This window comes from Plantactinospora sp. A48 (assembly GCF_055793945.1).
Map to the genome: position 1 here is coordinate 80,795 of NZ_JBTIXF010000014.1, position 26,099 is coordinate 106,893.

At 71.8% G+C, this 26,099-nt stretch carries 18 protein-coding genes and 2 pseudogenes; 10 read left to right on the forward strand and 10 right to left on the reverse strand.

Annotated elements, in window-relative coordinates; genetic code table 11:
* Positions 1-5: 5 nt before the first annotated feature.
* Entirely contained in the window at positions 6-782 is a 777-nt protein-coding gene (locus ACXN5W_RS10585) for a deoxyribonuclease IV (protein WP_473158019.1), read from the reverse strand.
* Positions 783-1,424: 642 nt separating this feature from the next.
* Here ACXN5W_RS10585 and rpsF point away from each other — a divergent pair.
* From rpsF to rplI, 4 genes are all read left to right on the forward strand, one after another.
* Positions 1,425-1,715 carry a 30S ribosomal protein S6 gene (gene rpsF / locus ACXN5W_RS10590; protein ID WP_473158020.1) on the forward strand — a complete coding sequence of 97 codons (291 nt, stop codon included), beginning with the start codon at positions 1,425-1,427 and terminating at the stop codon, positions 1,713-1,715.
* An 81-nt stretch (positions 1,716-1,796) separates the two neighbouring features.
* A complete protein-coding gene (locus ACXN5W_RS10595) occupies positions 1,797-2,342 on the forward strand; it encodes a single-stranded DNA-binding protein (protein WP_473158021.1) in 546 nt (181 codons plus the stop codon).
* Between the two features lie 44 nt (positions 2,343-2,386).
* Positions 2,387-2,626 (forward strand): 30S ribosomal protein S18, encoded by a 240-nt coding sequence (gene rpsR, locus ACXN5W_RS10600; protein ID WP_007073789.1) that lies wholly within the window; start codon positions 2,387-2,389, stop codon positions 2,624-2,626.
* Between the two features lie 14 nt (positions 2,627-2,640).
* A complete protein-coding gene (gene rplI, locus ACXN5W_RS10605; RefSeq protein WP_473158022.1) occupies positions 2,641-3,090 on the forward strand; it encodes a 50S ribosomal protein L9 in 450 nt (149 codons plus the stop codon).
* A gap of 71 nt (positions 3,091-3,161) precedes the next feature.
* On the opposite strand, the gene ACXN5W_RS10610 is transcribed toward rplI, so the two are convergent.
* Positions 3,162-4,901: a hypothetical protein gene (locus tag ACXN5W_RS10610; protein WP_473158023.1), complete on the reverse strand. Its 1,740-nt coding sequence runs from the start codon at positions 4,899-4,901 to the stop codon at positions 3,162-3,164.
* A 409-nt stretch (positions 4,902-5,310) separates the two neighbouring features.
* On the opposite strand from ACXN5W_RS10610, the gene ACXN5W_RS10615 reads away from it, so the two are divergent.
* Positions 5,311-8,940, forward strand: coding sequence for a replicative DNA helicase (locus ACXN5W_RS10615; RefSeq protein WP_473158024.1), 3,630 nt, complete (start codon positions 5,311-5,313; stop codon positions 8,938-8,940).
* Between the two features lie 210 nt (positions 8,941-9,150).
* Here ACXN5W_RS10615 and ACXN5W_RS10620 read toward each other — a convergent pair whose 3' ends face one another.
* From ACXN5W_RS10620 to ACXN5W_RS10630, 3 genes are all read right to left on the reverse strand, one after another.
* Positions 9,151-9,540: a TFIIB-type zinc ribbon-containing protein gene (locus ACXN5W_RS10620; RefSeq protein WP_473158025.1), complete on the reverse strand. Its 390-nt coding sequence runs from the start codon at positions 9,538-9,540 to the stop codon at positions 9,151-9,153.
* 75 nt (positions 9,541-9,615) lie between these two features.
* Positions 9,616-10,989 (reverse strand): glycosyltransferase 87 family protein, encoded by a 1,374-nt coding sequence (locus ACXN5W_RS10625; RefSeq protein ID WP_473158058.1) that lies wholly within the window; start codon positions 10,987-10,989, stop codon positions 9,616-9,618.
* 154 nt (positions 10,990-11,143) lie between these two features.
* Positions 11,144-13,669 (reverse strand): putative bifunctional diguanylate cyclase/phosphodiesterase, encoded by a 2,526-nt coding sequence (locus tag ACXN5W_RS10630; RefSeq protein WP_473158026.1) that lies wholly within the window; start codon positions 13,667-13,669, stop codon positions 11,144-11,146.
* Between the two features lie 449 nt (positions 13,670-14,118).
* Between ACXN5W_RS10630 and moaC the strand changes: the two genes are divergently transcribed.
* From moaC to ACXN5W_RS10650, 4 genes are all read left to right on the forward strand, one after another.
* Positions 14,119-14,613, forward strand: a complete 495-nt coding sequence (moaC, locus tag ACXN5W_RS10635) for a cyclic pyranopterin monophosphate synthase MoaC (protein ID WP_473158027.1) — start codon at positions 14,119-14,121, stop codon at positions 14,611-14,613.
* Positions 14,610-15,086 carry a MogA/MoaB family molybdenum cofactor biosynthesis protein gene (locus tag ACXN5W_RS10640; RefSeq protein WP_473158028.1) on the forward strand — a complete coding sequence of 159 codons (477 nt, stop codon included), beginning with the start codon at positions 14,610-14,612 and terminating at the stop codon, positions 15,084-15,086. Before moaC ends, ACXN5W_RS10640 begins: the two co-directional genes overlap by 4 nt.
* Positions 15,087-15,191: 105 nt before the next feature.
* On the forward strand, positions 15,192-16,445 hold the full coding sequence (locus ACXN5W_RS10645; RefSeq protein WP_473158059.1) for a molybdopterin molybdotransferase MoeA: 1,254 nt from the start codon (positions 15,192-15,194) through the stop codon (positions 16,443-16,445).
* Entirely contained in the window at positions 16,442-16,894 is a 453-nt protein-coding gene (locus ACXN5W_RS10650) for a molybdenum cofactor biosynthesis protein MoaE (protein WP_473158029.1), read from the forward strand. The genes ACXN5W_RS10645 and ACXN5W_RS10650 overlap by 4 nt, the downstream gene beginning before the upstream one ends.
* A 146-nt stretch (positions 16,895-17,040) precedes the next feature.
* Here ACXN5W_RS10650 and ACXN5W_RS10655 read toward each other — a convergent pair whose 3' ends face one another.
* Both ACXN5W_RS10655 and ACXN5W_RS10660 read right to left on the reverse strand, forming a co-directional pair.
* Entirely contained in the window at positions 17,041-18,480 is a 1,440-nt protein-coding gene (locus tag ACXN5W_RS10655) for a glycosyltransferase 87 family protein (protein ID WP_473158030.1), read from the reverse strand.
* 296 nt (positions 18,481-18,776) lie between these two features.
* Complete coding sequence (locus ACXN5W_RS10660) at positions 18,777-19,343, reverse strand: DoxX family protein (RefSeq protein ID WP_473158031.1); 567 nt, start codon at positions 19,341-19,343, stop codon at positions 18,777-18,779.
* Positions 19,344-19,473: 130 nt separating this feature from the next.
* On the opposite strand from ACXN5W_RS10660, the pseudogene ACXN5W_RS10665 reads away from it, so the two are divergent.
* Positions 19,474-19,971 (forward strand): annotated as a pseudogene (locus ACXN5W_RS10665) (GNAT family N-acetyltransferase); the annotation flags it as partial.
* Between the two features lie 299 nt (positions 19,972-20,270).
* Here the strand turns inward: ACXN5W_RS10665 and ACXN5W_RS10670 are convergent.
* The 3 genes and pseudogenes from ACXN5W_RS10670 to ACXN5W_RS10680 form a co-directional block, all read right to left on the reverse strand.
* Entirely contained in the window at positions 20,271-21,515 is a 1,245-nt protein-coding gene (locus tag ACXN5W_RS10670) for an ATP-binding protein (RefSeq protein WP_473158032.1), read from the reverse strand.
* 203 nt (positions 21,516-21,718) lie between these two features.
* Entirely contained in the window at positions 21,719-22,672 is a 954-nt protein-coding gene (locus ACXN5W_RS10675; protein WP_473158033.1) for an LppU/SCO3897 family protein, read from the reverse strand.
* A 178-nt stretch (positions 22,673-22,850) separates the two neighbouring features.
* A pseudogene (locus tag ACXN5W_RS10680) lies at positions 22,851-26,023 on the reverse strand (UvrD-helicase domain-containing protein); the annotation flags it as partial.
* Positions 26,024-26,099: the final 76 nt, after the last annotated feature.

The window sequence follows — 26,099 nt, forward strand, 5'->3', positions numbered from 1 at the left end:
TCGCCCTACCGACCGGCTCGCGCGCGCAGCAGGGCGATGTCGGCGCGTTGCCCCTCGACGCCGCCCGGCGTCTCCACCACCACGGGGGCGTCGGCGGCCCGGATCGCGGCCACCACCAGATCCGGGTCGATCTTGCCGTTGCCGAAGTTGTCGTGTCGGTCGCGCCCGGAGTCGAACCCGTCCTTCGAGTCGTTGGCGTGGATGAGGTCGATGCGACCGGTGATCGCCTTGACCCGGTCGACGATGCCGAGCAGTTCCTCACCCCCGGCGTGCGCGTGACAGGTGTCGAGGCAGAAACCCACGTCGTACTCGCCCACGGCGTCCCACAACCGGGCCAGGTTGTCGAACCGCCGGGCGCAGGCGTTGTCGCCGCCGGCCGTGTTCTCGATCAGTACCGGGGTGGCGAAACCACCGGACTCGGCCGCGTACGCGAAGGTCTTGCGCCAGTTGTCGATGCCGGTGGCCAGGTCGTCACCCGCGTTGACGTGACCGCCGTGCACGATCAGCCCCTTGGCTCCCACCGTGGCCGCGGCCGTCGCGTGGGTCACCAGCAGCTTGCGGCTCGGGATCCGGATCCGGTTGTTCAGGGTCGCCACGTTGATCACGTAGGGCGCGTGCACATAGACGTCGATGTCAGCGGCCCGCAGCCGATCCGCGTCGGGGTGCGGCTGGGGCGCCTTCCAGCCCTGGGGATCAGCCAGGAAGAACTGGACCGTCTCGGCCTCGCGGGCCGCGGCTGCGGCCAGCGGGTCGGTCGCGTCGACGTGAGCTCCGATACGCATGGAGGCGAGCCTACGTCCCGGGACCGACGAGCGGGATGCGGCAGCCGGGGTGGATTTGCGCGCCGCACAGCGTCACTGGCGTGCCGAAGTGTCGTTGACCGAGGTGAGATGGCATCGAGGACCATCCGTACGGTTCGCCGTCGACCCGTCGGTCGAAAGCGGAAGCCCAACCAAAAATTCGGGCGATTGCCACTCAAGCCCTAAATCATGCTATCTTGGCCATAGATAAGTAAACACCAGCTCCGCGGGGCGCCGACCGTCCAACCTCATCGGTGTGGTCGTTCCTCCCCAGGTCCCACCCAAGGAATGCGGATGGGGGCGCCCCGCGGCCCAGCGCCGTCCGCCGCCGCGGATCGGTCGCCCGGACCCCCTTCCGCGCCCGCGGGAGGGGGTCCGTCGTGCCGGAGGACCGCGCCCCAGCGCGACCGGACGGTCGCGAGAGCGGATCCGTCCCCGCTCCCGTCGGTCACGAATCGGGACTCGTCACGCCAGGACCGCACCTGCGGCTGGCGTCCGGCGCCGGGCCGGCTATCCTGGTCAGGTTGTCCACGTGCCGGCGCGAATCGTCGGCCTGGCCAACGACGCACGACCTCCTGCCACGGAAGGACCGTGGCCGCATAGCCCACAGGAGGTGAGAAAGTCTTGCGTCACTACGAGATCATGGTGATCCTCGACCCCAGCCTCGAGGAACGCACCGTCGCCCCGTCGCTCGACACGTACCTGAACGTGATCCGGACCGCGGGTGGCTCGGTGGAGAAGCTCGACGTGTGGGGCCGCCGGCGCCTCGCGTACGAGATCGAAAAGAAGGCCGAGGGCATCTACGCCGTCATCGACCTCCAGGCATCGCCGGAGGCGGTGGCCGAGCTGGACCGGCAGCTGCGACTCAACGAGTCGGTGCTGCGTACCAAGGTCATCCGTCCGGAGACGCGCTGAGCGCGTAGCCCGGGTCCGCCCGGATCAAACCGCGTCCTCTCTGTCACAGGGCTCTGGCAGCCTTGCTGACGAGACAGATGCGTGCGCGAGGAGATGGTCATGGCAGGAGACACCACCATCACGGTCATCGGCAACCTGACCGACGACCCCGAGTTGCGTTTCACCCCCTCCGGCGCGGCCGTCGCCAAGTTCCGGGTCGCGTCGACGCCCCGGTTCATGGACAAGGCCTCCGGGGAGTGGAAGGACGGCGAGCCGCTCTTCCTCGCCTGCACCGTCTGGCGGCAGGCGGCCGAACACGTGGCCGAGTCGCTCCAGCGGGGCGCCCGGGTGATCGTGTCGGGCCGGCTGCGTCAGCGGTCGTACGAGACCCGCGAGGGTGAGAAGCGTACGGTCATCGAGCTTGAGGTCGACGAGATCGGCCCGTCGCTGCGGTACGCCACCGCCAAGGTGCAGAAGATGTCGCGCTCCGGCGGGGGCGGTGGCGGATTCGGTGCCTCCAACGGTGGCGGTGGTGGCGGTGGTGGTGGTCAGAGCCGCGGCGGCGGGAACTTCGACGACCCGTGGGCCACGGCCGCACCCTCCTCCTCGGGCTCCGGCGGCAACTTCGACGAAGAGCCCCCGTTCTGATGGCGCCGCCGAGGCGTCGAGATCTCAAACCAGGAGCAAGAGCAATGGCAAAGGCTGCGGCACTTCGCAAGCCGAAGAAGAAGGTGAACCCGCTCGACAAGGACGGGATCACCTACATCGACTACAAGGACACCGCGCTGCTGCGCAAGTTCATCTCCGACCGCGGCAAGATCCGCGCTCGGCGGGTGACCGGGGTTACCTCCCAGCAGCAGCGGCAGATCGCCCGCGCGGTCAAGAACGCCCGCGAGATGGCGCTGCTGCCGTACACGGCCACGGCACGCTGAGAGGGGGCACCGCGATGAAGATCATCCTTACCCAGGAGGTGTCCGGCCTCGGTGAGCCGGGCGACGTCGTCGAGGTCAAGAACGGCTACGGCCGTAACTACCTGCTGCCGCAGGGCTTCGCGATCGGCTGGACCAAGGGCGCCGAGAAGCAGGTCAGCGTGATCAAGCGGGCCCGCTCGGCCCGTGAGGTGCGCAACCTCGACCACGCGAACGAGCTCAAGGGCCAGATCGAGGGCCTGAAGGTCAACCTCTCCGCCCGGGCGGGCGACGGCGGTCGGCTCTTCGGCTCGGTCACTCCGGCCGAGGTCGTGGCCGCGGTGAAGGCCGCCGGAGGTCCGGTCCTGGACCGTCGTCGGCTGGAGATGCCCAGCCACATCAAGGCGGTCGGGTCGTACGCCGTGCGGGTCCGGCTGCACCCGGAGGTCAGCGCGCGTTTCGACCTCAACGTGGTGCCGGGCAAGTAGGCACTCGGCAACCCGAGCGGGGGTGTCGCGCCGACCGGCGCGGCGCCCCCGCTTCGCTGTCTCGGGGCGGGTCAGCCGGTGCCGCTGAGTGCCGTGAACAACACCGTGGACAGTCCGCCGCCCAGGACGGCGGCGGCCAGCCCCACCGTGACCGAGCGCCAGGCGCCACTGGCCCGGCGCAGCAGGATGGCCACCACCAGGCTGGCCAGCAGCGCCGCCCCGAACTGCGGCACACCGTCGACCAGCGAGAGCAGAGCGTGCGTCCGGGGTGACTGGCAGCCGCCCCCGGTCACGTCGGTCACGCAGCCCGTCGGCACCCGCCCGTCGAGCGTCGCCAACCAGCCCAGCAGCACCAGGACCGGCAGCGCGTACCAGGCCGTCGTGTAGAGCAGCGCGGCCGGCAGGGTGCCACGGTCGACCTCCAGGAACAGATCGCGATCCAGCCGGGCCGCGGGCAGTTGGCTCAGGCCACCGGGCGCGGTGCGCCAGCGGTCCGCCGGAGCCTCGCCGTACCGCATCGGGGTGGCCCCCGGGCCGCGTCCGGCGCCGGTTCGCCGGGCCGACGCGCCGGTCGTCGCCCGCCGGGAAGCGGTGCCGGCCGTCCCGCCCTGGCGAGTGGTGCCGGCCGTCCCGCGTCGAGCCGGGACCTCGATGATGCCGGTGTCGGCCGAAGCGAAGGTCCGGGGTTCGACCACCGGCGGGGATCCCAGGCCGGGGCGGGGATAGCCCACAACGGGGGAACTCGGCGCCGAGGCCGGGGTGTCCATCCAGCGCGGATCGTCACCGGCGAGACGGGTGCCGGACCAGAAGGTCTCCCGCCGGCCGTACCGCTGACCGGCCGCACCGTCCGCGGTACCGCCGGCCGCCGTACCGCGTTCCGATGTCCCGGTGGATGTCCCGGTGGAGGGCTCGTCGGAGCGCACCACGGCCCGCCCTCGGGCGGGCGGATCGTCCCGCTGGACGGTATCGGCGAAGCCACCGGCGTCCCGATCCCAGCGGCCGATGCTGGTCGAGGTGTCGTCGGGCCGCGCCCACGGATCGACCGGCGGCGTCCGTTCCCAGTCCGGCGCGGCCTCGCGGTCCGGCCCGGACCTGGTGGACCGCTGCCAACCCGACCCGCCGGTCGAGCGCCCCCAGGCACCGGTGTCGGTGGAAGTCGAGCGCCCCCAGGCGCCGGCGTCGGTGGAACGGGCCGACCAACCGCCGGTGTTGGTGTTCTCCTCCCAGTGGGGGCCGCCCGCCCGCCCCCACCCCCCGGTGCTGGTCGGGTCGTCCCAACTCGCCGGTTCGGCCGCCGGCTGCGGCCGGTTCTCCGGGGCCGCCGGCAGGGCACGGTGCGCGCCACCCTGGTCGTCGTCGTCGCGGGCCCGGCGGCGCCCGACGCTCCGATCGGCCGGCCGGACCTCCTGGTACGACCAGCCGGGCCCACCCGGCGACGTCGGTTCCCGCCCGGTCGTCCGGCGCCGCTCCCCGTCGTCCCAGCCACCGGCCTCGGTGACCCGGCTCTCGGTGACCCGGCGCCAACCGGTGGTGGTCTCGGTGACCTGCCAGCGGGCGCGGGAACCCGGTGCCGGATCCTCGGTCGGCTCCTGCCGGTGACGCCCGGCGCCACGCGGTGGGGCGCTCTGAGTGGTCTCGGTGGTTTCCCTGGCCCAGGCCGGGACGTACCGGTCGGCGGGGTGGACGCCCCGCCGGGACGCCGGGTGGCCGTCGTCATCGCCGGTGCCCGCGTACGATCCACCGTCCCAGGCGTCGCTGCGCCGGCGCACCCGCCGGGCGAGTTCGCCGCTCCCCCAGTCCCGGTTGTCCACGGCCGGAGAATTCCCTTTCCGGGATCGTCACTGTGCAATCAACTGTCGGCCAGAGTTCTCGGCGTCGATGGTACGGCACACCCGGGGCAACCTGCCGAGGGTACTTTTCTCATCCACAGGCTGGGGATTGCATAAGCCCAGCTCAGAGCGTTATCTGGCGCGAATCCCCAAGAGATATCCACAAGCTGTGCACAGGCTGCGCACACCGCCGGGCGCATTGTCCACAGGTTGTCCCGAGGCTCGTCCACCGGATCGTTTGGGGCGTTGACCGGCTCGTACGTATCGTTGCTGCGGCGCCGGCGGCACGACGGTTCCGATCGAGATCCGACGGAGGGGTCCGAGGAGAAGATGTCAGACCCCGGGGACAGGCTCGTTGGAGCAGTCACCGGCGCGGCGGAGGGGGGAAGCGGTGTCGATCACCGATGACGCGCGGGCGAACACCCGCCCGCCAGGTCCGCCCAGTGGCCCGCCCCCGCCCCGGGACGGCGGCTTCGAGAAGACCCCGCCCCAGGACATCGCGGCCGAGCAGTGCGTGCTGGGTGGCATGCTGCTGTCCAAGGACGCCGTCGCCGACGTCGTCGAGATCTTGAAGCCGGGCGACTTCTACCGGCCGGTACACGCCACCATCTTCGACACGGTCCTCGACCTGTACGGCCGGGGCGAGCCGGCCGACGCCATCACCGTGGCCGCCGCGCTGGCCGACGCCGGCGACCTCAACCGGATCGGCGGCGCCCCCTACCTGCACACCTGCATGTCCGCCGTACCGACCGCCGCCAACGCCGCGTACTACGCGCGGATCGTGAGTGAGCGGGCGGTGCTGCGCCGGCTGGTCGAAGCCGGCACCCGCATCGTGCAACTGGGCTACGGTTCGGGCACCGGCGGTGGACGCGACGTCGACGACATAGTGGACCTGGCCCAGCAGGCGGTCTACGAGGTCACCGAACGCCGGGTCAGCGAGGACTTCGCCGTGCTCGCCGACATGCTCCAACCAACCCTCGACGAGATCGAGGCGGTCGGCGCCCAGGGCGGGGTGATGAGCGGCGTACCGACCGGGTTCACCGACCTGGACCGGTTGCTCAACGGACTCCACCCCGGCCAGCTCATCATCGTCGCCGGCCGGCCGGGTCTGGGAAAGGCGCTCGCCCTCGACACCCCGCTGCCCACCCCGGACGGCTGGACGACGATGGGCGAGGTCCGGGTCGGCGACCGGCTGCTCGACGCCGACGGCCGGCCGACCACCGTGACCGACGCCTTCGAGGTCCGGCACGGCCGCCCGTGCTACGAGGTCGAGTTCTCCGACGGGTCGGTCATCGTCGCCGACGCCGAGCACCTGTGGAAGACCACCGGGGTCGCGACCACCGCGCCGGTTGAGGGGATCCACACCACCACGCAAATCCGGGACGACCTGACCGTCCGGCCCGGCCGCCGGCACGCCGTCGAGAACACCGCGCCACTCGACCTGCCCGAGCGCGACCTGCCGGTGCCGCCGTACGTCCTGGGTGGATCCATCGGCGCCGGCTACGCCCCGGCCGGAGTTCCGCTCGACCTGCCGACGGTTGCAGCCGTCCGCCCAGGCAGGTTGGCGGTTGCAGCCGTCCGCCCAGGCGGGCTGGCGGTTGAAGCTGGCGTCACCCCAGCCGGCGCCCGCATCCCGCAGCCGTACCTGCGGGCCGCCGAGGCACAGCGCCGCGCGCTGCTGGCCGGCCTGCTCGACGCCGTCGGAACCGTCGGTCCCGACGGCGACATCCGGTACGAGACCACGTGCGCGCGGCTGGCCGATGACGTCCACGAACTGGTGGTGAGCCTCGGTTACCGCTGCTCGGTGTCGCGGCGGCCCGCCCGGACCGGACCGGACGCGCCGGTCAACCACCGGTTGGCGTTCCCAGCCGGCGATGACGTGTTCCACCGGTCGCCGCAGGGGATCGTCCACCGGCAGCGCCGACAGGACCCGGTCACGACCGGATCGCGGGCCATCGTCGCGGTGCGGCCGGTGGCCAGCGTGCCCGTGCGGTGCGTGACGGTGGACAACGACGGTCACCTCTACCTCGCCGGCCGGGCCATGATTCCGACCCACAACAGCACGGCGAGCATGGACTTCGCCCGCAACGCCGCCATCCGGGCCAACCACGCCGCGGCGATCTTCTCGCTGGAAATGAGCAAGGTCGAGATCGTCATGCGGCTGCTCTCGGCGGAGGCCCGGGTGCCGTTGCACGTGCTGCGCAGCGGCCAGCTCTCCGATGACGACTGGACGAAGCTGGCCCGGTGCATGGGCGAGATCAGCGAGGCGCCGCTGTTCGTCGACGACACACCCAACATGAACCTCATGGAGATCCGTGCCAAGGCGCGGCGACTCAAGCAGCGGCACGACCTGAAGATGATCGTGGTCGACTATCTCCAGCTGATGAGCTCACCGAAGCGCACCGAGAGCCGGCAGCAGGAGGTCGCCGAGCTGTCCCGAGGGCTCAAGCTGCTCGCCAAGGAGGTCGAGTGCCCGGTGATCGCGGTCAGTCAGCTGAACCGTGGCCCGGAGCAGCGTACCGACAAGCGACCACAGTTGTCCGATCTGCGCGAGAGCGGATGCCTGACGGCGGGCACCCGCATCCTGCGGGCGGACACGGGGGCGGAGACGACCATCGGTGAGCTTCTGGCCAGCGGGGCGACGAACGTCCCGGTGTGGTCGGCGGACGAGAAACTTCGATACACGGCCAAGCCCATGACGCACGCCTTCCCGAGCGGGACGAAGGAGGCGTTCACCCTGCGCCTTGCGTCGGGTCGCACGGTGGAGGCAACCGCGAACCACCCGTTCCTCACCTTCGACGGCTGGAAGCCACTCGGCGAGCTGACACCCGGGGCGCGGATCGCCTGTCCCCGGCACGTCCCGGCGCCGATGGTCACGACCGAGTGGCCCGAAGCCGAGGTGGTCATGCTGGCGCACCTGCTCGGGGATGGGTCGTTTGTGCGTCGCCAGCCGATCCGGTACGCGAGCACCGACGAGCGGAACCTCCAAGCCGTTGGCGAAGCCGCTACTCATTTCGGCATCACCGCTATTCGGGACGATTACGCGGCGGCGCGTTGTAAGACGCTCAGGCTCCCAGCACCGTTTCGGCTCGCCCGCGGGAAGCGAAACCCGATCGCGGCATGGCTCGACGGGCTTGGGCTGTTCGGCCTGCGAAGCCACGAGAAGTTCCTTCCGGATAGGGTTTTCTCGCTGCCCAAGCGTCAGATCGCTGCTTTTCTCCACCACATCTGGGCCACCGACGGCTCGGTGTGGTGGGACGCCAGAGGCGAGCAGGCACGGATCTACTACGCATCAACCAGCCGCCGGCTCGTTGATCAGTTGGCCCTCCTGTTACTCCGGTTCGGGATTCAGACACACATCAAGACGGTGCGCAAGGCGGGGTACCGCGATGGCTACCATCTGGTGATTTCCGGCGGCGACGACCAGATCCGGTTCCTCCGTGAGATCGGCGTGTACGGCGAGCGGTCGAGGCAGGCCGAGGTGTGCCTGGCCGAGTTGGCTGGCCGGAAGCGGAACACCAACCGAGACACGGTGCCAAAGGAGGTGTGGACACGGGTGCGCGCTGTCCTCAGCGAGCAGGGAGTGACGCACCGGGAGTTTGCCTCCGCCATGAACATCCAGTTCTGTGGCAGCACGCTGTGGAAGCACTCACCGAGCCGGGGGAGACTGGCAAGAGTGGCAGAGGTGTTGGACGATGCTGGTTTGGAGATGCACGCCACCAACGACATGTACTGGGACGAGGTGATCGGCGTCGAGTCCCTCGGCATGCAGCCGGTGTACGACGCGACCGTCCTCGGCACCCACAACTTCATCGCCAACGGCATCGCCGTACACAACTCGATCGAGCAGGATGCCGACGTTGTCATTCTTTTGCACCGGGATGACTACTACGACAAGGAGTCCCCGCGGGCGGGAGAAGCGGACTTCATTGTTGCCAAGCATAGAAATGGACCGACCGACACCGTGACAGTCGCGGCTCAGCTCCACCTGTCGCGCTTCGTCGACATGGCCATCGTCTGACCGATTGCGGGACCAGACCGCGTCCCACAGCTCGGCGGCCCTCGGCCCACAGCCCCGCCACCGCTATACGACTCGTGGCCCCGACGATCATGGCTTTACCGCGACGATCGGCTCGGAAGGTCGCAGTGCAGCCATGATCAACGAACGGGTGCTCGGCCTGTCAGAGCGAAGTGCCGCGGCTGGCGCACCTCGCGCGGCGGGCCGAGCCGGTCAGTCGAACAGTTCGCCGAGGAAACCCTTGTGCCGCTTCCGCCGGTAGTGGCCGTGGTAGCCGCCCTGCCGGTAGTGGCCGTGGTAGCCGTGTTGCTGCCCGTAGCCCGGTGCCGGCGGGTAGGCCGGCGGCGGGGGCGGCATCTGGTGCCCCGTGGCGCCGTACCCGGGCTGGGCGTGCGGCGCCGGTGGCGGGGGCGCGTACCCGCCGGGTGTCGCCGCCGGGCCGGCGTGCTGACGGTTCCACTGGGCCTCGGCCTCGAAGAGCTTCTCCAGTTCACCACGGTCCAGGAAGATGCCCCGGCACTCGTCGCACTGGTCGACGGTCACCCCGCTGCGCTCGTACTGGCGCATTGCGCCGTGACACTTCGGGCACGTCAAGGTCTGCATCATTCGACCGTACCGAACCGGCGCACATGCCGCCGTCGACGAGTCGCGAGTTGGGTCCGTCGCGGCGGATCGGCGTCATCGAATCGTGGGTCGGGTCCGGTCGAGGCGGATCGCGGCCGCCCAACCGAGCAGCGTGACCGGGTACAGCAGGTAGCCGAACCGGGTGCTGGGCATCAGCAACATCGCGGCGAGCAGGCCGTACCCGCTGAGGGCGGCGACGGCCGCGGCGGTCCGGGGCGGGCGGCGGAGCAGACGTACGGCGATCACCAGGGCCGCCAACCCGAGCAGACCGGCGGCGATCAGCCGGCCGCCGGGCAGACCTACCGCGATCAGGTGGCCGGGCAGCGGTGACTGGGCGGGGCTGGTCACCAGGCCGTGGCCGAGCGGAAAGCGGACGACGTTCTCGGTGAGGGCTGCGGGGTCGACCAGTCCGGCGGGCAGCAGCGCCAGGATGGGCAGGCCGAGGGCGCCGACGGCGAGCCGCAGGGTGACCCGCCGGCCGCGGGTGGCGGCGTACCCGATCAGGACGGCCGCGACCGGCCAGGCGAACAGTTTGAGTGCTCCGGCGAGGCCGATCGCGAGCCCAGCCCACCCCGGCCGGCGCGCGACGCAGAGCGCTGTCGCGAGCAGGCAGAGGGCGAGCACCGGCAGGTCGTCCCCGCCGGTCGCCAGGGTCAGCGCTGACAGCGGCAGCACGGTGGCCAGTTGCACCGCCCGCAGCAGCGCGGCGTCGGCGGTCGCCGTGGACCGGGCGACGCCGTCCGGCCCGGGACCGGATCGGCTGACCGACGGGACCGCGCCGGCGTCGCCGGTCGGTTCCGGGCCCGCCACGCCGGGGTCGCCGGTCCGGGTGGGGCCGCCGGTCGGTGCGGTGTCCGCCGGGGTCGCGCCGGTCCGGCCGGCGCGTACGGCGGCGACCGCGAGCAGCAGGGCGAGCGCGGTGACGACGGCGAACCAGACCCGGGCGTCGGTCCACCAGGCGTCACCGGCAAGGGCGCGAGGCAGGCCGAACAGGGCCATTCCTGGTTGGTACGGCAGGTAGCCCAGCAGCCGTTCGTCGCTCGGCAGCGCCGCGATGGCGTGTTGGGAGAGGTACGGGGTGCCGTGGTCGAGCAGCCGCTGGCCGCCCCGCTCGACCACGAGCACCTCCTCCTGCGCCCGGTCGACCCGGCCCGCCGTGCGCTGGACCGCCTCGACGATCAGCGGTACGAGCGTGGTGGCCGACCAGACCAGCAGGGTCACCGCGGTCCGGGCCGCCGTCGTGCCGAGACGGGGGGCGCGTTGGCGGGCACCGAGCTGCACCAGGACCACCAGTGCGCCGAGCAGGTATCCGGGGGTGGCGAGGGCGCCCCAGGCGCGGTGCGGGAGCAGGGTGGAGGAGACGGCGGTGAAGATCGCGAAGCCGGCCGACAGGAGGTAGAGCAGGAGGTCGCCGCGCAGCCCGCCGATCGCGCGTCGGAGGCGTACCCGGGCCGGTGGGCGGGCCGTCGACGGCGGCCGGACCGCCGGCGCGGACCGGGCCTGGGACGGCGGCGGGTCGGTTCGGTCGGCGGTGGAGCTCACGCGGCCAGTCTGACAGGTGCTCCTTCAGCCGCCGGCGGTGTCACGCCCCCAGGTGCGGCAACCGGTCCGGCCGGCGGGTCGCGGGCCGCCGGCCCGGGGCCAGTCGGATCACCGAGCCGGTGTCGTGCAGCGGGGGTGCCAGGGTGCCGGGGCGCCCGTCGGCACCCTGCTGGAGGGCCACGAGCAGCCGGTTGGCCGGCATGGGCCGGGCGAACAGGTGGCCCTGGCCGGCGACGCAGCCGAGCTCCCACAGCGCCTGTCGCTGTGGTTCGCTCTCCACGCCCTCCGCCACGACCATCAGCCCGAGGCTGCGGCCGAGATCGACGGTCGAGCGGATGACCGCCATGGCCTCGGCCGAGTTCTCCATGGCCATCACGAACTCGCGGTCGATCTTCAGCTCGTGGACCGGGATGCGGGACAGCATGGACAGCGACGAGTAGCCGGTGCCGAAGTCGTCCAGGGCCAGTCGGACGCCTTCGCTCCGCAGTTGGGTGAGGACCTGGTCCACGACCTCCAGCTGGCTGAGCGCGAGAGTTTCGGTGAGTTCCAGGATGAGGCCGTCCGGCGGCAGGTCGTGGGCGCGTAGCCGGGCGAGGACCGCGCCGGGGAAGCGGGCGTCGAGCAGGCTGCGCGGGGAGACGTTGACCGCGACCGGCAGCTCGAAGCCGGCCTCCCGCCAGGATCTGGCCGCGATCAGTGACTGGTCGAGTACGGCCTCGGTGAACGCCGGTAGCAGGCCGGACCGTTCGACGGCGTCGATGAACCGCAGTGGATCCATCATCCCGTGTACGGGGTGCTGCCAGCGAGCCAGTGCCTCGGCGGCCATCACCTCGCCGGTGTCCAGTTCCACGATCGGCTGGAAGGTCACCGTGAACTCGTCGTCGGCCACCGCCCGGGGCAGGTCGCCACCGAGCACGAGCCGGCCCAGGTCGGCGGTGTCCTGGGTGGGTATGTAGGTGGTCATCCGGCGTCCGGTGCGTTTGGCCTGGTACATCGCGACGTCGGCGCGGCGCAGCAACTCCGCCATCCCGCCGGTGTTGGCGGCGCTGGCGATGCCGCCGCTGGCCTCCACGCTCAGCCGCATGCCGTCCAGGTCGAACGGCTGGTGCAGGACGGCGAACAGCGTCTCGGACCGGTGCGCGGCGACCGCCGGGGCGGGCAGGCCGCGGTACAGCACCGCGAACTCATCGCCGCCCAGCCGGGCCACCAGGTCCTCCCCGCGTACGGCGGAACGCAGCCGGTCGGCCACCTGGATCAGCACCCGGTCGCCGGCCGCGTGCCCGAGGGTGTCGTTGATCTCCTTGAAGTGGTTGAGGTCGATCAGCAGCAGCGCCACCACGCCCGTCGCGTGCTGCTCCTGGAGCCGGGCGTTGCCGACGTCCATCAGATGTCGCCGGTTCGGTAGGCCGGTCAGGGCGTCGTGGGTGGCCGCGTGGGCCTGTTCCCGGGCCACCCGGTCGAGTTCGGCGTACGCCGCGGCGTTGCGGATCGCGGTGCAGAGCGCGGACGCGAAGGTGCGCAGCGTGTAGTGCTCCCGTTCGGAGAGTTTGACCGGTCCGTGGAAACGCAGCCGCACCTCACCGACCGGCTCGTGGTCGTCGTGCCGGGTGAGCGCGGCCGGGATGACCACCTGGGCGGTCCGGGGTGCGTCGGTGGCCGGCCCGTCGTAACTGATCGATTCGGTGCCGCCCCGGACCAGCCGGCCGGACCTGGTCAACTCGACCTCGACCTCGTCGGCCGAGAAGAGTTCCGCGGCGCGCGCGACGGCGGTCCGCAGCACGAGGTCGGGATCGACCACGTTGAGGGCATCGGTGGTCCGGGCCAGCCGTTGCCACGCCTGGCGTTCCTCCCGGGAGCGCAGCCGTCCCGCGTACGCGAGGTGCAGGCTCACCACCAGTGGTGGGATGGCGAGCAGCAGCCGGTTGTCCAGTTCGAGGATGAGGACGGTCCCGACGATCAGCGACAGCCGGGCCGCGGCGCTGAACAGTCGCAGGCCCGTGTCGGCCCGAAACAGTTGCCGTATCCGGGTGCCGGTGTCCAGCGCGATGACCGGCAGCATCACCACCTCGTCGAGGACGACGAGCAGACAGAAGGCGGCGATTAGTGGCACCAGTGTTTCGCGGAGTGTTCGAGTTGATTGCGTGTTCCAGCCCAGTGTGTGCAGCAGTATCCAGGCTGCCCCGGCAAGCACCGTTTCCTTGGCCACGTTGAAGGCCGATTTGACGAGGGCCCGGCGACGGAACAGATAAGCGAGTGTCACACCGACCGCGGTGCAGATAACCACGATGGGTGGTGGCGCGACCGCGAGACCGATGATGATCGCGACGTCGCACCACTGGATCGCCTGGGTGGTCGAACGGATGCGGATCCGGATCGCCGTCGTCATTCCGAGGATGACCAGAAGGGTCAGGATCGTCGTGGTCTGCCAGGACTGGCCGGCCACCGGCAGGTTGACCGTGGCGTCCGCGGCCGCCGCCAGGACGAGGACGGCGAGAACGACGACGAGACCGACAGGCAACGCGAGTCGCCGATCGGTCTCATGAGTTCGTCGTGGCTGTCCGACCATGTCTCTCCAGCGCAAGAGGCGTATCGGGCAGCCTACGCCCTGTCACGGGGCGTCGGTAGCCTCTCTCATTCCCAGCTGCTGCCGCGCATGGCTGCTCCTCTGTGTGACCCCTTGGTGGTGGCCCTTCGCGGTGGCCGATCACCATTCCGATGGCCATGACGCTAAGCGAAGTTGGGTCCGTTTGCACCCAAGAGATGTCGTATTGCGCATAATCCGATGATTGGGCCGGTTATCGTCACCGAGTGCGCCCGAACCGAAACGGTGAGTCCTTTTCCCTGGCCATTGAAGCGTCTAGAAGTCGGTGAATAGGTCGCTTACTCAGCGACCCTTCGCCGATACGTTCCGCAAAACGGCACGAACCTGCGCTGCCGCCCATTATGAAGGGCCAACCACCCCACGTCGTGGGGCCGATCGGCCCGACCTGGCGGCCCGCTCGATAGGCTGCGGCGGTGACGGAATCGGAAACCGGGCTGAGCCACGTCGACGCCGCCGGCGCGGCCCGCATGGTGGACGTGTCGGCCAAGGAACCCAGCGGTCGTCGCGCGGTGGCCGCCGGGCGGTTGGTCACCACACCGGAGGTCGTCGACCTGCTGCGCCGCGACGGGCTCCCCAAGGGCGACGCGCTGGCCGTGGCCCGGGTCGCCGGCATCATGGGCGCCAAACGAACCCCCGACCTCATCCCGCTGTGCCACCCCATCGCGTTGCACGGGGTGACCCTGGACCTGGACCTCACCGAGCGGACCGTCGAGATCACCGCCACGGTGCGTACCGCCGACCGCACCGGGGTCGAGATGGAGGCGTTGACCGCGGTCGCGACGGCGGGCCTGACGCTGGTGGACATGGTGAAGGCCGTCGACCCGGCGGCCGCCGTCGAGTCGATCCGGGTGCTGCGCAAGCAGGGCGGCAAGACCGGCGACTGGCAGCGACCGGCGGACCGGCCGTGATCAGCGCACGGGTGGTGGTGGCCTCCAACCGGGCGGCGGCCGGCACCTACCGGGACACCAGCGGACCGCTGCTGGCCTCCGGGCTGCGGGCCCTCGGCTGTGAGGTGGCGGACCCGGTGGTCGTGCCGGACGGTGACCCCGTGGGGCAGGCGTTGCTGGCGGCGCACGCCGACGGGATCGACGTGGTGGTCACCAGCGGCGGCACCGGGATCAGCCCCACCGACCGGACACCCGAGGTGACCAGGGCGGTCATCGACTACGAGATACCGGGCATCGCGGAGGCGATCCGCGGGTACAGCCGGGAGACGGTGCCGGCGGCAGCCCTGTCCCGGGGCGTGGCCGGGGTGCTCGGCCGGATGTTGGTGGTCAACCTCCCGGGCTCGACCGGCGGGGCCCGAGACGGTCTGGCGGTCCTCGGCCCGCTGCTGGCACACGCCGTCGACCAACTGCGCGGCGGCGACCACCCGAGGTAAGGAAGGGCACCTTGTTATCGCTTTTTGTATAGGAAGGGCCCCCGGTTAACGCCTCCGCACCGGCGGCACCGGAACGTCGGGGCCGGACGATAGGCTCGCCAGGTGATCGCAGCCAACCTCGCCGCCGGCTCCACCCAGGAGCCCGCACCGGATCCGGCCTCCTGGCCGGAGGCGCGGCGCCGGGTGTACGAGGCGGGTGCGGCGGCGGCGCTGCCGGTCGTCGAGGTGGCCCTGGCGGAGGCCGACGGGCTGACGCTGGCCCAGCCGCTCGCCCCGCTCACCGACCTGCCGGCGTTCCCGACCTCCAGCGTGGACGGCTGGGCGGTGCGCGGCCCGGGCGACTGGCGCGTCGTCGGGCGGGTCCTGGCCGGCGCCGTGCCACCGCCGCTCACCGAGGACGGCACGGCAGTCGAGATAGCCACCGGCGCCATGCTGCCGGACGGCGCCGACGGGGTGCTCCGCGTCGAGGAATCCACCCCGACCGCCGACGGGATCTCCGGCCGACTCCGCGCGACGCCCGAGTGGCGGGCCACCGGCGAGGAGGCCCGGGCCGGCGAACAGTTGCTGCCCGCCGGGTCGCCGGTGGATCCCGCGCTGATCGGCCTGGCCGCCTCCTGCGGCTACGACCGGTTGCCGGTGCGCCGGACACCCCGCGCCGCCCTGCTGGTCTTCGGCGACGAACTGCTGACCGCCGGGCCGCCGGGCGCCGGTCGGGTCCGGGACGCGCTCGGGCCCGCGGTGCCGGCCTGGCTGCGCCGGTACGGTTGCGCCATCGGACCGGACGATGTCACCGGACCGGTCGCCGACACCCTGCCGGCTCACGTCGCGGCACTGCGGACCGCCCTCGCGGAGGCCGACCTCGTCTGTACCACCGGCGGCACGATGCACGGACCGGTGGATCACCTGCATCCCGCGCTGCGCGAACTGGGCGCCGAGTACGTGGTGAACACCGTGGCCGTCCGGCCGGGCTTTCCGATGCTGGTGGCCCGGATCCCGGGCCCGGACGGGCGGGACCGGTTCGTCGCCGGCCTCCCGGGGAACCCGCAGTCCGCGATCGTCGCCCTGGTCTCCCTGGTGGCTCCGCTGCTGGCCGGGATGCAGGGCCGGCAGCCGCCCGAGCTGCCCTCGGTGACGCTGGCCGAACCCGTCCCCGGTCGGGGTGACCACACCCACCTCGCGCTGGTCCGGGTGGACCCACGGGACAACACCGCCCGTCCGCTCCGGCACGTCGGATCGGCGATGCTCCGCGGGCTGGCCGCCGCCGACGGGTTCGCCGTGATCGCCCCCGGCACAGCGGGTACGCCGGGCGCGAGCGTGCCGCTCGTACCGTTGCCGCCCCGTCAGGCGGTGATCCGATGAGCGGGGATACGGGTACGACGCCCAGCGGCGCCTCGGTGACGCTGATCGGGGTCGGCAGCGAACCGCTCGACCTCGCGGCACACGAGCGGGCGGTCGGCGGCGACCGTTCGGGAGCTGTCGTGTCGTTCCAGGGTGTCGTACGGGACCACGACCACGGCCGGCCGGTGCTCCGGCTCGAGTACGAGGGACACCCGTCGGCCGTGTCCGTGCTGCGCGAGGTGGCCGAGGAGATCGCGAGCGATCCGGACGTACACTCCGTCGCCGTCTCACACCGGCTCGGCCCGCTGGAGATCGGCGATGTGGCCCTGGTCGCGGCGGTCGCGACCGCGCACCGGGCGGCGGCCTTCGCCGCCTGTGCCCGCCTGGTCGACGAGGTGAAGGCGCGGCTGCCGGTGTGGAAACACCAGATCTTCGCCGACGGTACGGACGAGTGGGTCAACTGTCCCTGAGCGCGTGCGACCGGCCCCGCTCCGCCGACGGTCGGGAACCTGGCCGCGCGGGATCGCCGAGCGCCGGGAAACTCGGCCGCGCGGATCGCCGAGAACCCGTTGCGCGGGATCGCCGGCCGCCTGAAACCTGGCCGGCCGCCGGGAAACTAGCCGCGCAGGATCGCCGGCCGACGGTCCTGCCGTTGGTGCTCGGCGTAGAAGACCGGCTCGGCACCCGGCCGCCAGGGCAGCGCCGCCACCAGGATGATGAGCGCGATCGCCAGCGAGTTCTCCATCAGGGCGCCGAACAGGCCGTCCTGGTAGTGGGAGACCGCGGGTAGCTGGTGTTCGTAGGGCCAGATGGGCGAGATCAGGAACAGGGCGTAGAGCGCGACGGCCGCGATGGCGTGCCGCAGCCCGGTGAGGGTCGGGTACCAGATCGGCGGCCGCAGCCCAGCGATCCCGGTCAGCCCGCTGGGCACGCCCGAAGTGCGACGCATTCCCCGGCTGGCGGCGCGACGGCGGCTGGCGGCGTCGGCGAGCACGATGATCGCGGGCACCACGAAAACCAGGTGGTGGGTCCAGGAGATCGGGCTGATCACGTTCGCCGTGAGACCGATGATGGTGAAGGCGGTCAGCTCGTCGCCGTCGGCGTGCGCGCTGGCGGCCCGGGACAGTCCGACCGCGAGCAGCAGCACCGCGAACGCCAGGTAGAGCAGGCCCGGCGTCTCCATCGAGTCGTACAGTCGGGCCAGTACCCCGGCAAGTGACTGGTTGGGGGTCATGTCCGTCGCCCCGACCCGGCCGGTGTCCCAGATCACCTCGGTGAAGTAGGTGGTGGAGGCGCGACTGGCGACCAGGAAGGTGGCCACCGTGACACCGGCGGCCGTGGCCATCGCGGTCAGTGCGGTGCGCCACTGCCGGGTCAGCAGCAGGTGAACGATGAACAGCGCCGGGGTCAGCTTGATCGCCGTGGCCAGGCCGATGCCCACACCGGCCCAGGCGCCACTGGACAAGAATCGCCGAACGGCGCCCCCCGGGGGGACTCCGCGCAGCGTCCGGCGGGCCCGCCAGCGCAGCGCGATCAGGTCGGCCATGATGAGCGCGAACAGCAGCAGGTTGACCTGGCCGTAGCCGAGGGTCTCCCGGACCGGTTCGATGGCCGCGGCCAGCGGCACCGCGAGGGCGACGCCGAACCACAGGGGCCAACGCATCCGCTCGGAGATCGGCTTCAGCAGCGCCACCAGCACGACCGCGAGAACGGCGAGGCTGGCGATCACGTTGATCAGTCCGGCCAGCCCGATCGGCATCGGCACCATGGGCAGCATGGCGAGCGCCGCGAACGGCGGATAGGTGAACCCCAGGGTGGTCCGGGGGGCGATGAAGGCGTACAGGTCGTTGCCGTGCGCCCACCACACCACGGCCCCGTGGTAGATCTTCATGTCGAAGAAGTCGTACGGCCGGCCGAACGTGCGGATGGCCAGCCAGGAAAGGTACGCCACGAGGGCTACGGCGCCGAGCCGCAGCGCGGTGCGACCGTCCAGGCTGGGGAGGGTACGCCGAGCCGGGCTGTCCGTGTCGGTCCGTCCATCGACGGTCGCCGGCATGGCGTCGTCACCCCCGTACCGAAGTTGTCCATCTCGTCCAGGTCCTGCACGCAGCAGCCTAGAACCGCGCAACACTGACCCGCCCCCTGCGTTATCCGACCGTGTCCGGTCCCACACTAGTTCGCGACATTTCTGTCGCGTTGCCACAGGGCGGTAATTCCTGGTTAATACTGCCCAGAAAGCGGTGCCGTGCCGCCGGGTATCCGGTCAGCGCGTCGCGGCGTCGCGTACCCGGTCCGGTCGGCGCGTCGCGGCGTCGCGTACCCCATCGGAACGCCGCGGCGTCGCGTACCGGGTCAGCCCGGCAGTCGACGGGCCGCCGCCGCGGACCGGACCGCGATCCGGGCGTCCCGCCGCGCTCCCTTGACCGCCCGACGGACCGACCGGCCGCCGCGCCGCACCGACCGACGGCCGTCGAGCACCGCGTGGCTGGTCCGCCAGCGCAGCCCGGGTCGACCCTCGGTGTCCGCCGCGGCGAGCAGCAGCCCACCCAGCATGCCCAGGTTCTTCAAAAAGTCGATCTTGTGCTTCATCCGCTCCGTCGGATCGTTCTGCGCCCAGTACGGATGCCCCGCCAGCGTCGTCGGGACCAGGCTTCCGGCCAGCGCGGCGGCTGCTGGACGGGTCAGGTGACCGGAGGCGAGCAGGAGACCCGCGGTGAACTGGACCGCCCCGTTGATCCGGACCAGGCTCTCGGCATCGGACGGCAGCCGGGGATTGACCCGCTGGAGCACCGGACCCACCCGGTCCGTGACGTTCCGGGCCCGCTCCACGAACGGCTGTGGGTTGGCCACGGCACGTGCCCCGTTGATGACGAAGATGCCACTCAGCATGGCGCGGGCGGCGGCGCGTACGGGCTTCATGGGTCAGTCATACCCCGCCACCGTCCCGTTTATCCCCGCAACCGCGCCATCCCGCCGTCCGCGTCTCTTTCGCCAGCGCGCCGTGATTTTCCCCACCCCATCCCGGCGCGGCCCGGTAGCGTCGCCTGCCATGACAGGTGTACGGCTCCGGCCCGAGCAGCCGTCTGACGTACCCGCGATCCGGCGGTTGCTGGCGGTCGCGTTCGCCCGCCCCGACACCTCGGTGCCCGCCGAGGTGCGGCTGGTCGACGCGCTGCGCGCGGACGATGCCTGGTTGCCCGAGCTGTCCGTCGTGGCCGAGGCGGGTGGGGAGATCGTCGGGTACGCCCTGCTGACCCGGGTACGGGTCGACCCGGCCGGCTTCCCGGCGCTGTGCCTCGGCCCGGTGGCGGTCCGGCCGAATCGGCAGCGTGCCGGATACGGCACCGACGTCGTGCAGGCCGCGCTCGACGCCGCCACCGAGCTGGGCGAGCGGCTGGTCGTGGTGCTCGGCAGCCCGGCCTACTACCGCCGGTTCGGGTTCTTCCCCGCCTCCCGGCTGCGGCTGACCAGCCCCTGGTCCGGGCTCGGCGACCCGTGGCAGGCGCTGCTGCTGCCGGCGACCGCCGGGGACCTGCCGGCCCCGGGCGGGGACCTGCCGGCCCCGGGCGGGGACGGGCCGACGACGCCCGGCAGGGATGGACCGGCGCCCGTCGTGAATCGGCCGGCGGGGTTCGCGAGCGGACGGGCGGCGGGCGCGGACATGCCGGCCGTTGTTGTGGGATCGCCGGCGGGGCGTCCCGACGAGCAACCGGTGCCGCCGTCCGGCGAGGTGACCTTCCCGGCGCCCTGGGCGCTGGTCTGAGGGGACAGGTCGGCCGGCGCAGGCGGCGCTCCGCCCGTCGGGACCGCGTCGGTTGGTGGCCGGCTGCGACCGTGCGCCGTCGGTCAGACCGGTTGGGTTCGCAGGTAACGGCCGAAGTGCGGGACGGTGAAGGCCACGGTGCCGCGCTCGCCCGAGTAGATCAACCCCTTCTTGATCAGCGCGTCCCGGGCCGGTGACAGGCTCGCCGGCTTACGACCGAGCGACCGGGCGATCTCGGCGGTTGGCACCGCGGCGTCCATGTCGTCACCCACCTGCCCACCGGCGGCGTCACCCGCGACGTACGACAGCGCCGCCATCGCCCGCATGTACTCCCGCTCGGCCGGGGTGGCCCGTTCGAAACGCGAACCGAAGAACCCCACCGCGAGTTCGGCCTCCGCCTCCGGCGCGGCCACCCGGACGTCGGCCGGGGTGATCGGCGACCGGGGCGCGTGGTCCCAGGTGGCCTTGCCGTACGCCTGCACGAAGTACGGATAGCCGCCGGACTTCTCGTACAGCAGATCGAGCGCCTTGGGCTCGTACTCCACCTGCTCGCGCTCGGCCGGCGCGCAGAGGGCCCGGTCGGCGGCGATCCGGTCCAGCCGGTCGATCCGCTGGTACCGGAACAGCCGTTCGGAGTACGACTTGGCCGCCGAGAGCACCGCCGGCAGGTGCGGCAGGCCGGCGCCCACCACGATCAGCGGGGCGCCCGACTGCGACAGCTCGTGACAGGCGGCGCAGAGCCCGGAGACATCCTCCGGACCCAGGTCCTGCATCTCGTCGATGAACACCGCCACGCCGGTGCCGACGTCGGTGGCGACGCTCGCCGCGTCGGTCAGCAACTCCACCAGGTCGATCTCGATGTCGCCCGAGTCCGCCCGCCCGACAGTCGCCGGTACGTCGATCCCCGGCTGCCACCGGTCCCGCAGGCGCGGCGCGGCCTTCCGGCCCACCACCGGCTCGGTACGCAGCGCGAACGCCTTGAGTACGCCGAGGAACTCCTCGATCCGCTCGGGTGCCCGGTGGCGGGGAGCCAGCTCACGGATGGCCATGTGCAGCGCGGCGGCCACCGGTCGGCGCAGGGACTGGTCGGGACGAGCCTCGATCTTCCCGGTGCCCCAGAGCCGCCCGATGGCCTGGGAACGCAGCGTGTTGAGCAACACCGTCTTGCCCACCCCGCGCAGGCCGGTGAGCATCAGGCTGCGCTCGGGTCGACCCCGCGCGATCCGTTCGAGGACGACGTCGAAAACCTCCAGCTCCCGGCCACGACCGGCCAGTTCGGGGGGACGCTGGCCGGCGCCGGGGGCGTACGGGTTCCGCACGGGGTCCATGCTCGTACCGTATCGGCGGATCTAGCTGGATCGGTAGATTGGCGTAGAGGAGGCGATCGCGTGTCGCGGGTGTCCCCGGGCAGGAGTTCGAGCGAGGGGCCTCGCGTGTCGCGGGCTTCCCGGGCAGGAGTTCGAGCGAAGACTAGGGTCGTCTAGCTCACGGGCTAGACGGCCCTAGTTTCAGCTATCGAGGTCTCCGGGGCTCAGCGTGTCTTGAGGCAGAGCACGAAGTCCAGCGTGTCGAGTTCGCTGTTGAAGAAGTACCAGTCGGTGTAGCCGGTCACGTTCGAGCACTTGGTCAGCGCGTCGCTCTTGCCGTTCGTGGCGCCGTCGAACCGGCGCAGCACCTCGTACGTCTTCGGGGCGCAGGTCGTGATGGTCAGCCTCGGCTTGTCGCCGGTCGCGCCCTCGTTGCGGACACACTGCCCAGCCTTCACGAACCGCGCGTCGTTCGACGACTCCGGAGCCGGAGTGCTCGGATTGGCGTCCGACGCGGGCGCGGATGTCTCGATCGGCGCGGCGGAGGCCGAACCGGATGCCGCCACCGTGCCACCGCCGTTGTGCCGGCCGATGAAGTAGTACCCGGCGCCGCCGATGACAAGCAGCGCCAGTACGGTCACCAGGATCACGACGGGCGCGCGGCTCTTCGGCGGTGTCGGCTCACTCGCCGCGCTGGCCCAGTCCGGCAGGCTCGCCGGACGGCCCGGCTCGTACCGCTGGGCCGAGCCGTAACCGGACGCCGCCCCGCGACCGGACCGCGGATACTGCGGTACGTCCGTGGTCTCGTACCCCGACGCGGGGTATCGCGGTGCGTCCGTGGTCTCGTACCCCGGCTGGTACCGGTTCGGATCCGGGAACCCCATCGCCTCGCCCGGCCGGTCGGAGCCGTATCCGGTGGGGCCGGCCGGCGGCGCACCCGGCTCATACCGCCGGACGGAGCCGTATCCGGCGGCTCCCCGGTCGTAACCGGCCTCGTCCCGGTCGTAACCGGTCGCCTGGTCCCGGTCGTAACTGGTCGCCTGGTCCCGGTCGTAACCGGCCTCGTTCCGGTCGTAACCGGCCTCGTTCCGCTCGCGGCCGGCGGACTCGTGTGGTCCTCGGCCCGGCCACGGGTCCGACCCGGGATAGCGGCTGTCCGGCGGCCCGTAGTTCGACATGACGCGCGCTCCTGGTGGTCGATCGAGGCGCCTCAGGTCAGAGGTCGATCAGCCCCCAGTGTGTGACGCCCACGACACCGTAGCCTGGTTGGCCGATCGAGGGCACCAACCGGGACCGTTAAGAGGGGGCCCTTCATCTACAAAAGGCGATAACAGGGGGCCCTTCCTTTCACGGGGTTCACAGCAGGCGGAGCTGGCGGTCGCGGGGGCGGCGGGGTTGTTCGGTGCCGAACCGTTCGAGCAGGCCGGGGTCCACGGCGTCGAGGAACGGGGTGGGCGCGCACTCCCGCTCCCGCCCGTGCCGGGTACGTCGACGTACCGAACTGAGGTAGAGCCGATCCTGGGCCCGGGTCATCCCCACGAAGAACAGCCGGCGTTCCTCGGCGAGGTCCTCGTCGGTGGGCGGGCGCCCGGGCAGCCGCAGCGGCAGCAGCCCGTCCTCGCAGCCGACCAGGAAGACCACGGGGAACTCCAGCCCCTTCGCCGCGTGCAGGGTGAGCAGGGTGACCGCCTCGGCCCGCGGGTCCAGGGCGTCCACCTCCGCGCCGGTGTCCAGGGCGGACAGGAACGTCGGCAGGTCGTCGCAGCGCTGGGCGAGCGGGTTCAGCAGTTCGACGGCGGCCCAGATGTCCTCGGGGCCCGCCCCGCCGCGCAGGTCGAGGGTCGGCGCGGCGAACCGCTCGGCCAGCACCTGCCCGACGCGGCGTACCCGGGTCACCAGCGGCTCATCCCCGTCGGTGTGCCGCAGCTCGGCCGCGATGGCGGCCACGCCGGTCCGGTCCCGCAACCGGTTGTGGGACCGCTTCTGCACGGGTACGCCGGCCCGGTGCAGCGCGTCGACCACCGGCGCGGCCTGAGCGTCGGTCCGGTACAGCACGGCGATGTCGGCGAACGAGACCGAGCCGGTCCGACCGTCCGCCCGCCCGGAGTCCAGGGACCGGTGGGAGAGCCCGCCGACCAGATCGTCGATGGTGCGGACCACGAAGTCGGCCTCGTCGGCGACGGACGCGGCCGGATACCGGCCGACCAGCGGCGCCTCCGGGTCGAGGCGGGCCGGGTCGAGCCGGCGGCCCTTGACCAGCGAGGTGGGGGCGATGGCCTGCACGGCGGCGGCCAGGATCGGCGCCGAGGAGCGGTAGTTGCGGGTCAGCCGGACCAGCCGGGCGTCGGTGAAGTCCTGCGAGAAGCGCAGGAAGTAGCCGACGTCGGCGCCCCGGAACGAGTAGATCGCCTGATCCGGGTCGCCGATCGCGCACAGGTTGCCGTCGGCGGGACTGAGCAGCCGCAACAGCTCGTACTGGGTGGCGTCGACATCCTGGTACTCGTCCACGAAGATCCACGACCAGCGTTCCCGGTAGTGCCGGACCAGCCCCGGATCGTCGCGTAGCAGCCGTACCGGCAGCTCCACCAGTTCGTCGAGATCCACCAGGTCACGGGCCCGCAGCAGCTTCACGTACGCGGCCTCGTCGTCGCCCGCCTCGGCGCGCAGCTCGGTCCGCTCGGCGTCGTCGGCGATCCGGAACCCGGTCGGCAGGCCGGCGGCCGGCGCGTTCTCGCGCAGGATCCGCAGCCCCAGCGAGTGGAAGGTGGCCACCGTGATGTCCTCGGCCACCGGTCCGAGCAGTCCGTCCAGCCGGGCCCCCAGCTCCTCGGCGGCCCGCCGGGTGAAGGTGATCGCCAGGCAGCGTTCGGGGAACACGTTCAGCTCCGCGCAGAGGTACGCGATGCGGTGGGTGAGCGTACGGGTCTTGCCGGTACCCGGCCCCGCGACGATCAGCATCGGCCCGCCGGGTGCGGACGCGGCCACCCGCTGCATCGCGTCCAACCGGTCCAGCAGCCCGGTGCCGACCTCCTCCATCCCGGCCAGCATCGGCTCGAACGGCTCGTGTGGGGACGGGCGTGACGCGATCGGCGGAGCCGGCACGGGCGCGGGGGCCGACCGGGTCCGGCGACGCTGCGCGGGAACGGCGGGGGCCGCGGGTCGGGCCCGGCGTACCGGTGCCGGCTCCGGCATCGGTACGTCGAACAGCGCCTCGGGCTGCGCGGTGGCGCCACCGCCCAGCTCGCCCGGCTCGAACAGCCGGATCACCCCGTACTCGCCGTCGTATCCGGGCACCCGGTGGACCTGGCCGCGGCGGAGCCGGCCGATCGCCTCGGCCAACCGTGCCCCGCCGGCGGTGCGGATGTCGTCCAGCGGCGCCCGGGTGAGGATCTCCAGTTCCGGCCCGAGCGCCGCGACCAGCGCGTTGAGCTGGCCGGTGACGGTCTTCGACTTCGCCCCGACGCCCTCGATCTCGCCGACCACCTCGGCCAGCGGCACCAGGTGGGTGACCGCGGGGGCGCCCTCGGGCCGGTGCCCGACCGGCCGGTCCGCGAGGTCCTCGACCCGGCTCAGCACGCCGACGGTGAGCGGCTTGCCGCACTCCGGGCAGCGCCCGCCGGCCTCCCGGGTCCGCTCGGGGGACCAGTTCACCCCGCAGGCCCGGTGCCCGTCGGCGTGGTACTTCCCCTCTTCCGGGAAGAACTCGATGGTCGAGTGCAGCCCCGTTCCGGTGCGCAGCGCCTCCCGGACGGCGAAGTAGTTCAGTTCGGTGTCCAGCACGGTGGCCTCCCGGGCCAGCGCGGCCGGCGAGTGGGCGTCCGAGTTGGACACCAGCCGGTAGGCGTCCAGCCCGGAGACCCGCCAGTTCATCGCCGGGTCCGACGACAGCCCGGTCTCCACCGCGAAGATGTGCTCGGCCAGGTCGGCGTAGCAGTCGGCGATGGCGTCGAAGCCGGACTTGGAGCCGAGCGCCGAGAACCACGGCGTCCAGATGTGCGCGGGTACGAGGTAGCCGTCGGGACTCGCCGTCAGGGTGATCTCCAGCAGATCCCGGGAGTCCAGTCCCAGGATCGGCCGGCCGTCCGAGGCGAGGTTGCCGAGCCGGCCCAGAGCCGTGTTGAACCGCTCGACGGCGTCGAGGTCGGGCAGGTAGATCAGGTGGTGGACCTTGCGGGTGCGGTCGTCCCGCTTGTAGATCGTGGATATCTCGACGCTGAGCGCGAAGCGCACCGGCGTGGACTCGACGGTGCTGGCCAACCGGGGCGGCAGGCGGCGGGCGATGTCGCGGTCGGTCTCGTCGTCCAGCCGGTACAGGCCCGGCTCGGCGGGCACCAGGGTCTCGCGCAGGTGCGCCAGCCAGGCCGGGTGGGTGAAGTCGCCGGTGCCGAGCAGCGTGATGCCCTTGCGTCGGGCCCACCAGCCGAGGGTGGGCAGCGAGAGGTCCTTGCTGCACGCGCGGGAGTATCGGGAGTGGATGTGCAGGTCGGCGACGTACGGGGTGCCCACGGAGGAGCCGCGACCGGCGGCGGCTGGGAACGGAAGCACGCCGCATCCTGTCATGGGCCGCTCCGTCGGCGTGTTCCGCCACGCTGCCGGGTGAACTGC

Bases quoted from the DNA above. Each gene is read 5' to 3' on its own strand.
- ACXN5W_RS10630 (WP_473158026.1), bottom strand. From the start codon at position 13,669: ATGGTCGGACAGCCACGACGAACTCATGAGACCGATCGGCGACTCGCG.
- ACXN5W_RS10655 (WP_473158030.1), bottom strand. From the start codon at position 18,480: ATGCCGGCGACCGTCGATGGACGGACCGACACGGACAGCCCGGCTCGG.
- ACXN5W_RS10670 (WP_473158032.1), bottom strand. From the start codon at position 21,515: ATGGACCCCGTGCGGAACCCGTACGCCCCCGGCGCCGGCCAGCGTCCC.
- ACXN5W_RS10650 (WP_473158029.1), top strand. From the start codon at position 16,442: ATGAGCGGGGATACGGGTACGACGCCCAGCGGCGCCTCGGTGACGCTG.
- ACXN5W_RS10660 (WP_473158031.1), bottom strand. From the start codon at position 19,343: ATGAAGCCCGTACGCGCCGCCGCCCGCGCCATGCTGAGTGGCATCTTC.
- ACXN5W_RS10585 (WP_473158019.1), bottom strand. From the start codon at position 782: ATGCGTATCGGAGCTCACGTCGACGCGACCGACCCGCTGGCCGCAGCC.
- rpsR (WP_007073789.1), top strand. From the start codon at position 2,387: ATGGCAAAGGCTGCGGCACTTCGCAAGCCGAAGAAGAAGGTGAACCCG.
- rplI (WP_473158022.1), top strand. From the start codon at position 2,641: ATGAAGATCATCCTTACCCAGGAGGTGTCCGGCCTCGGTGAGCCGGGC.
- ACXN5W_RS10675 (WP_473158033.1), bottom strand. From the start codon at position 22,672: ATGTCGAACTACGGGCCGCCGGACAGCCGCTATCCCGGGTCGGACCCG.
- ACXN5W_RS10620 (WP_473158025.1), bottom strand. From the start codon at position 9,540: ATGCAGACCTTGACGTGCCCGAAGTGTCACGGCGCAATGCGCCAGTAC.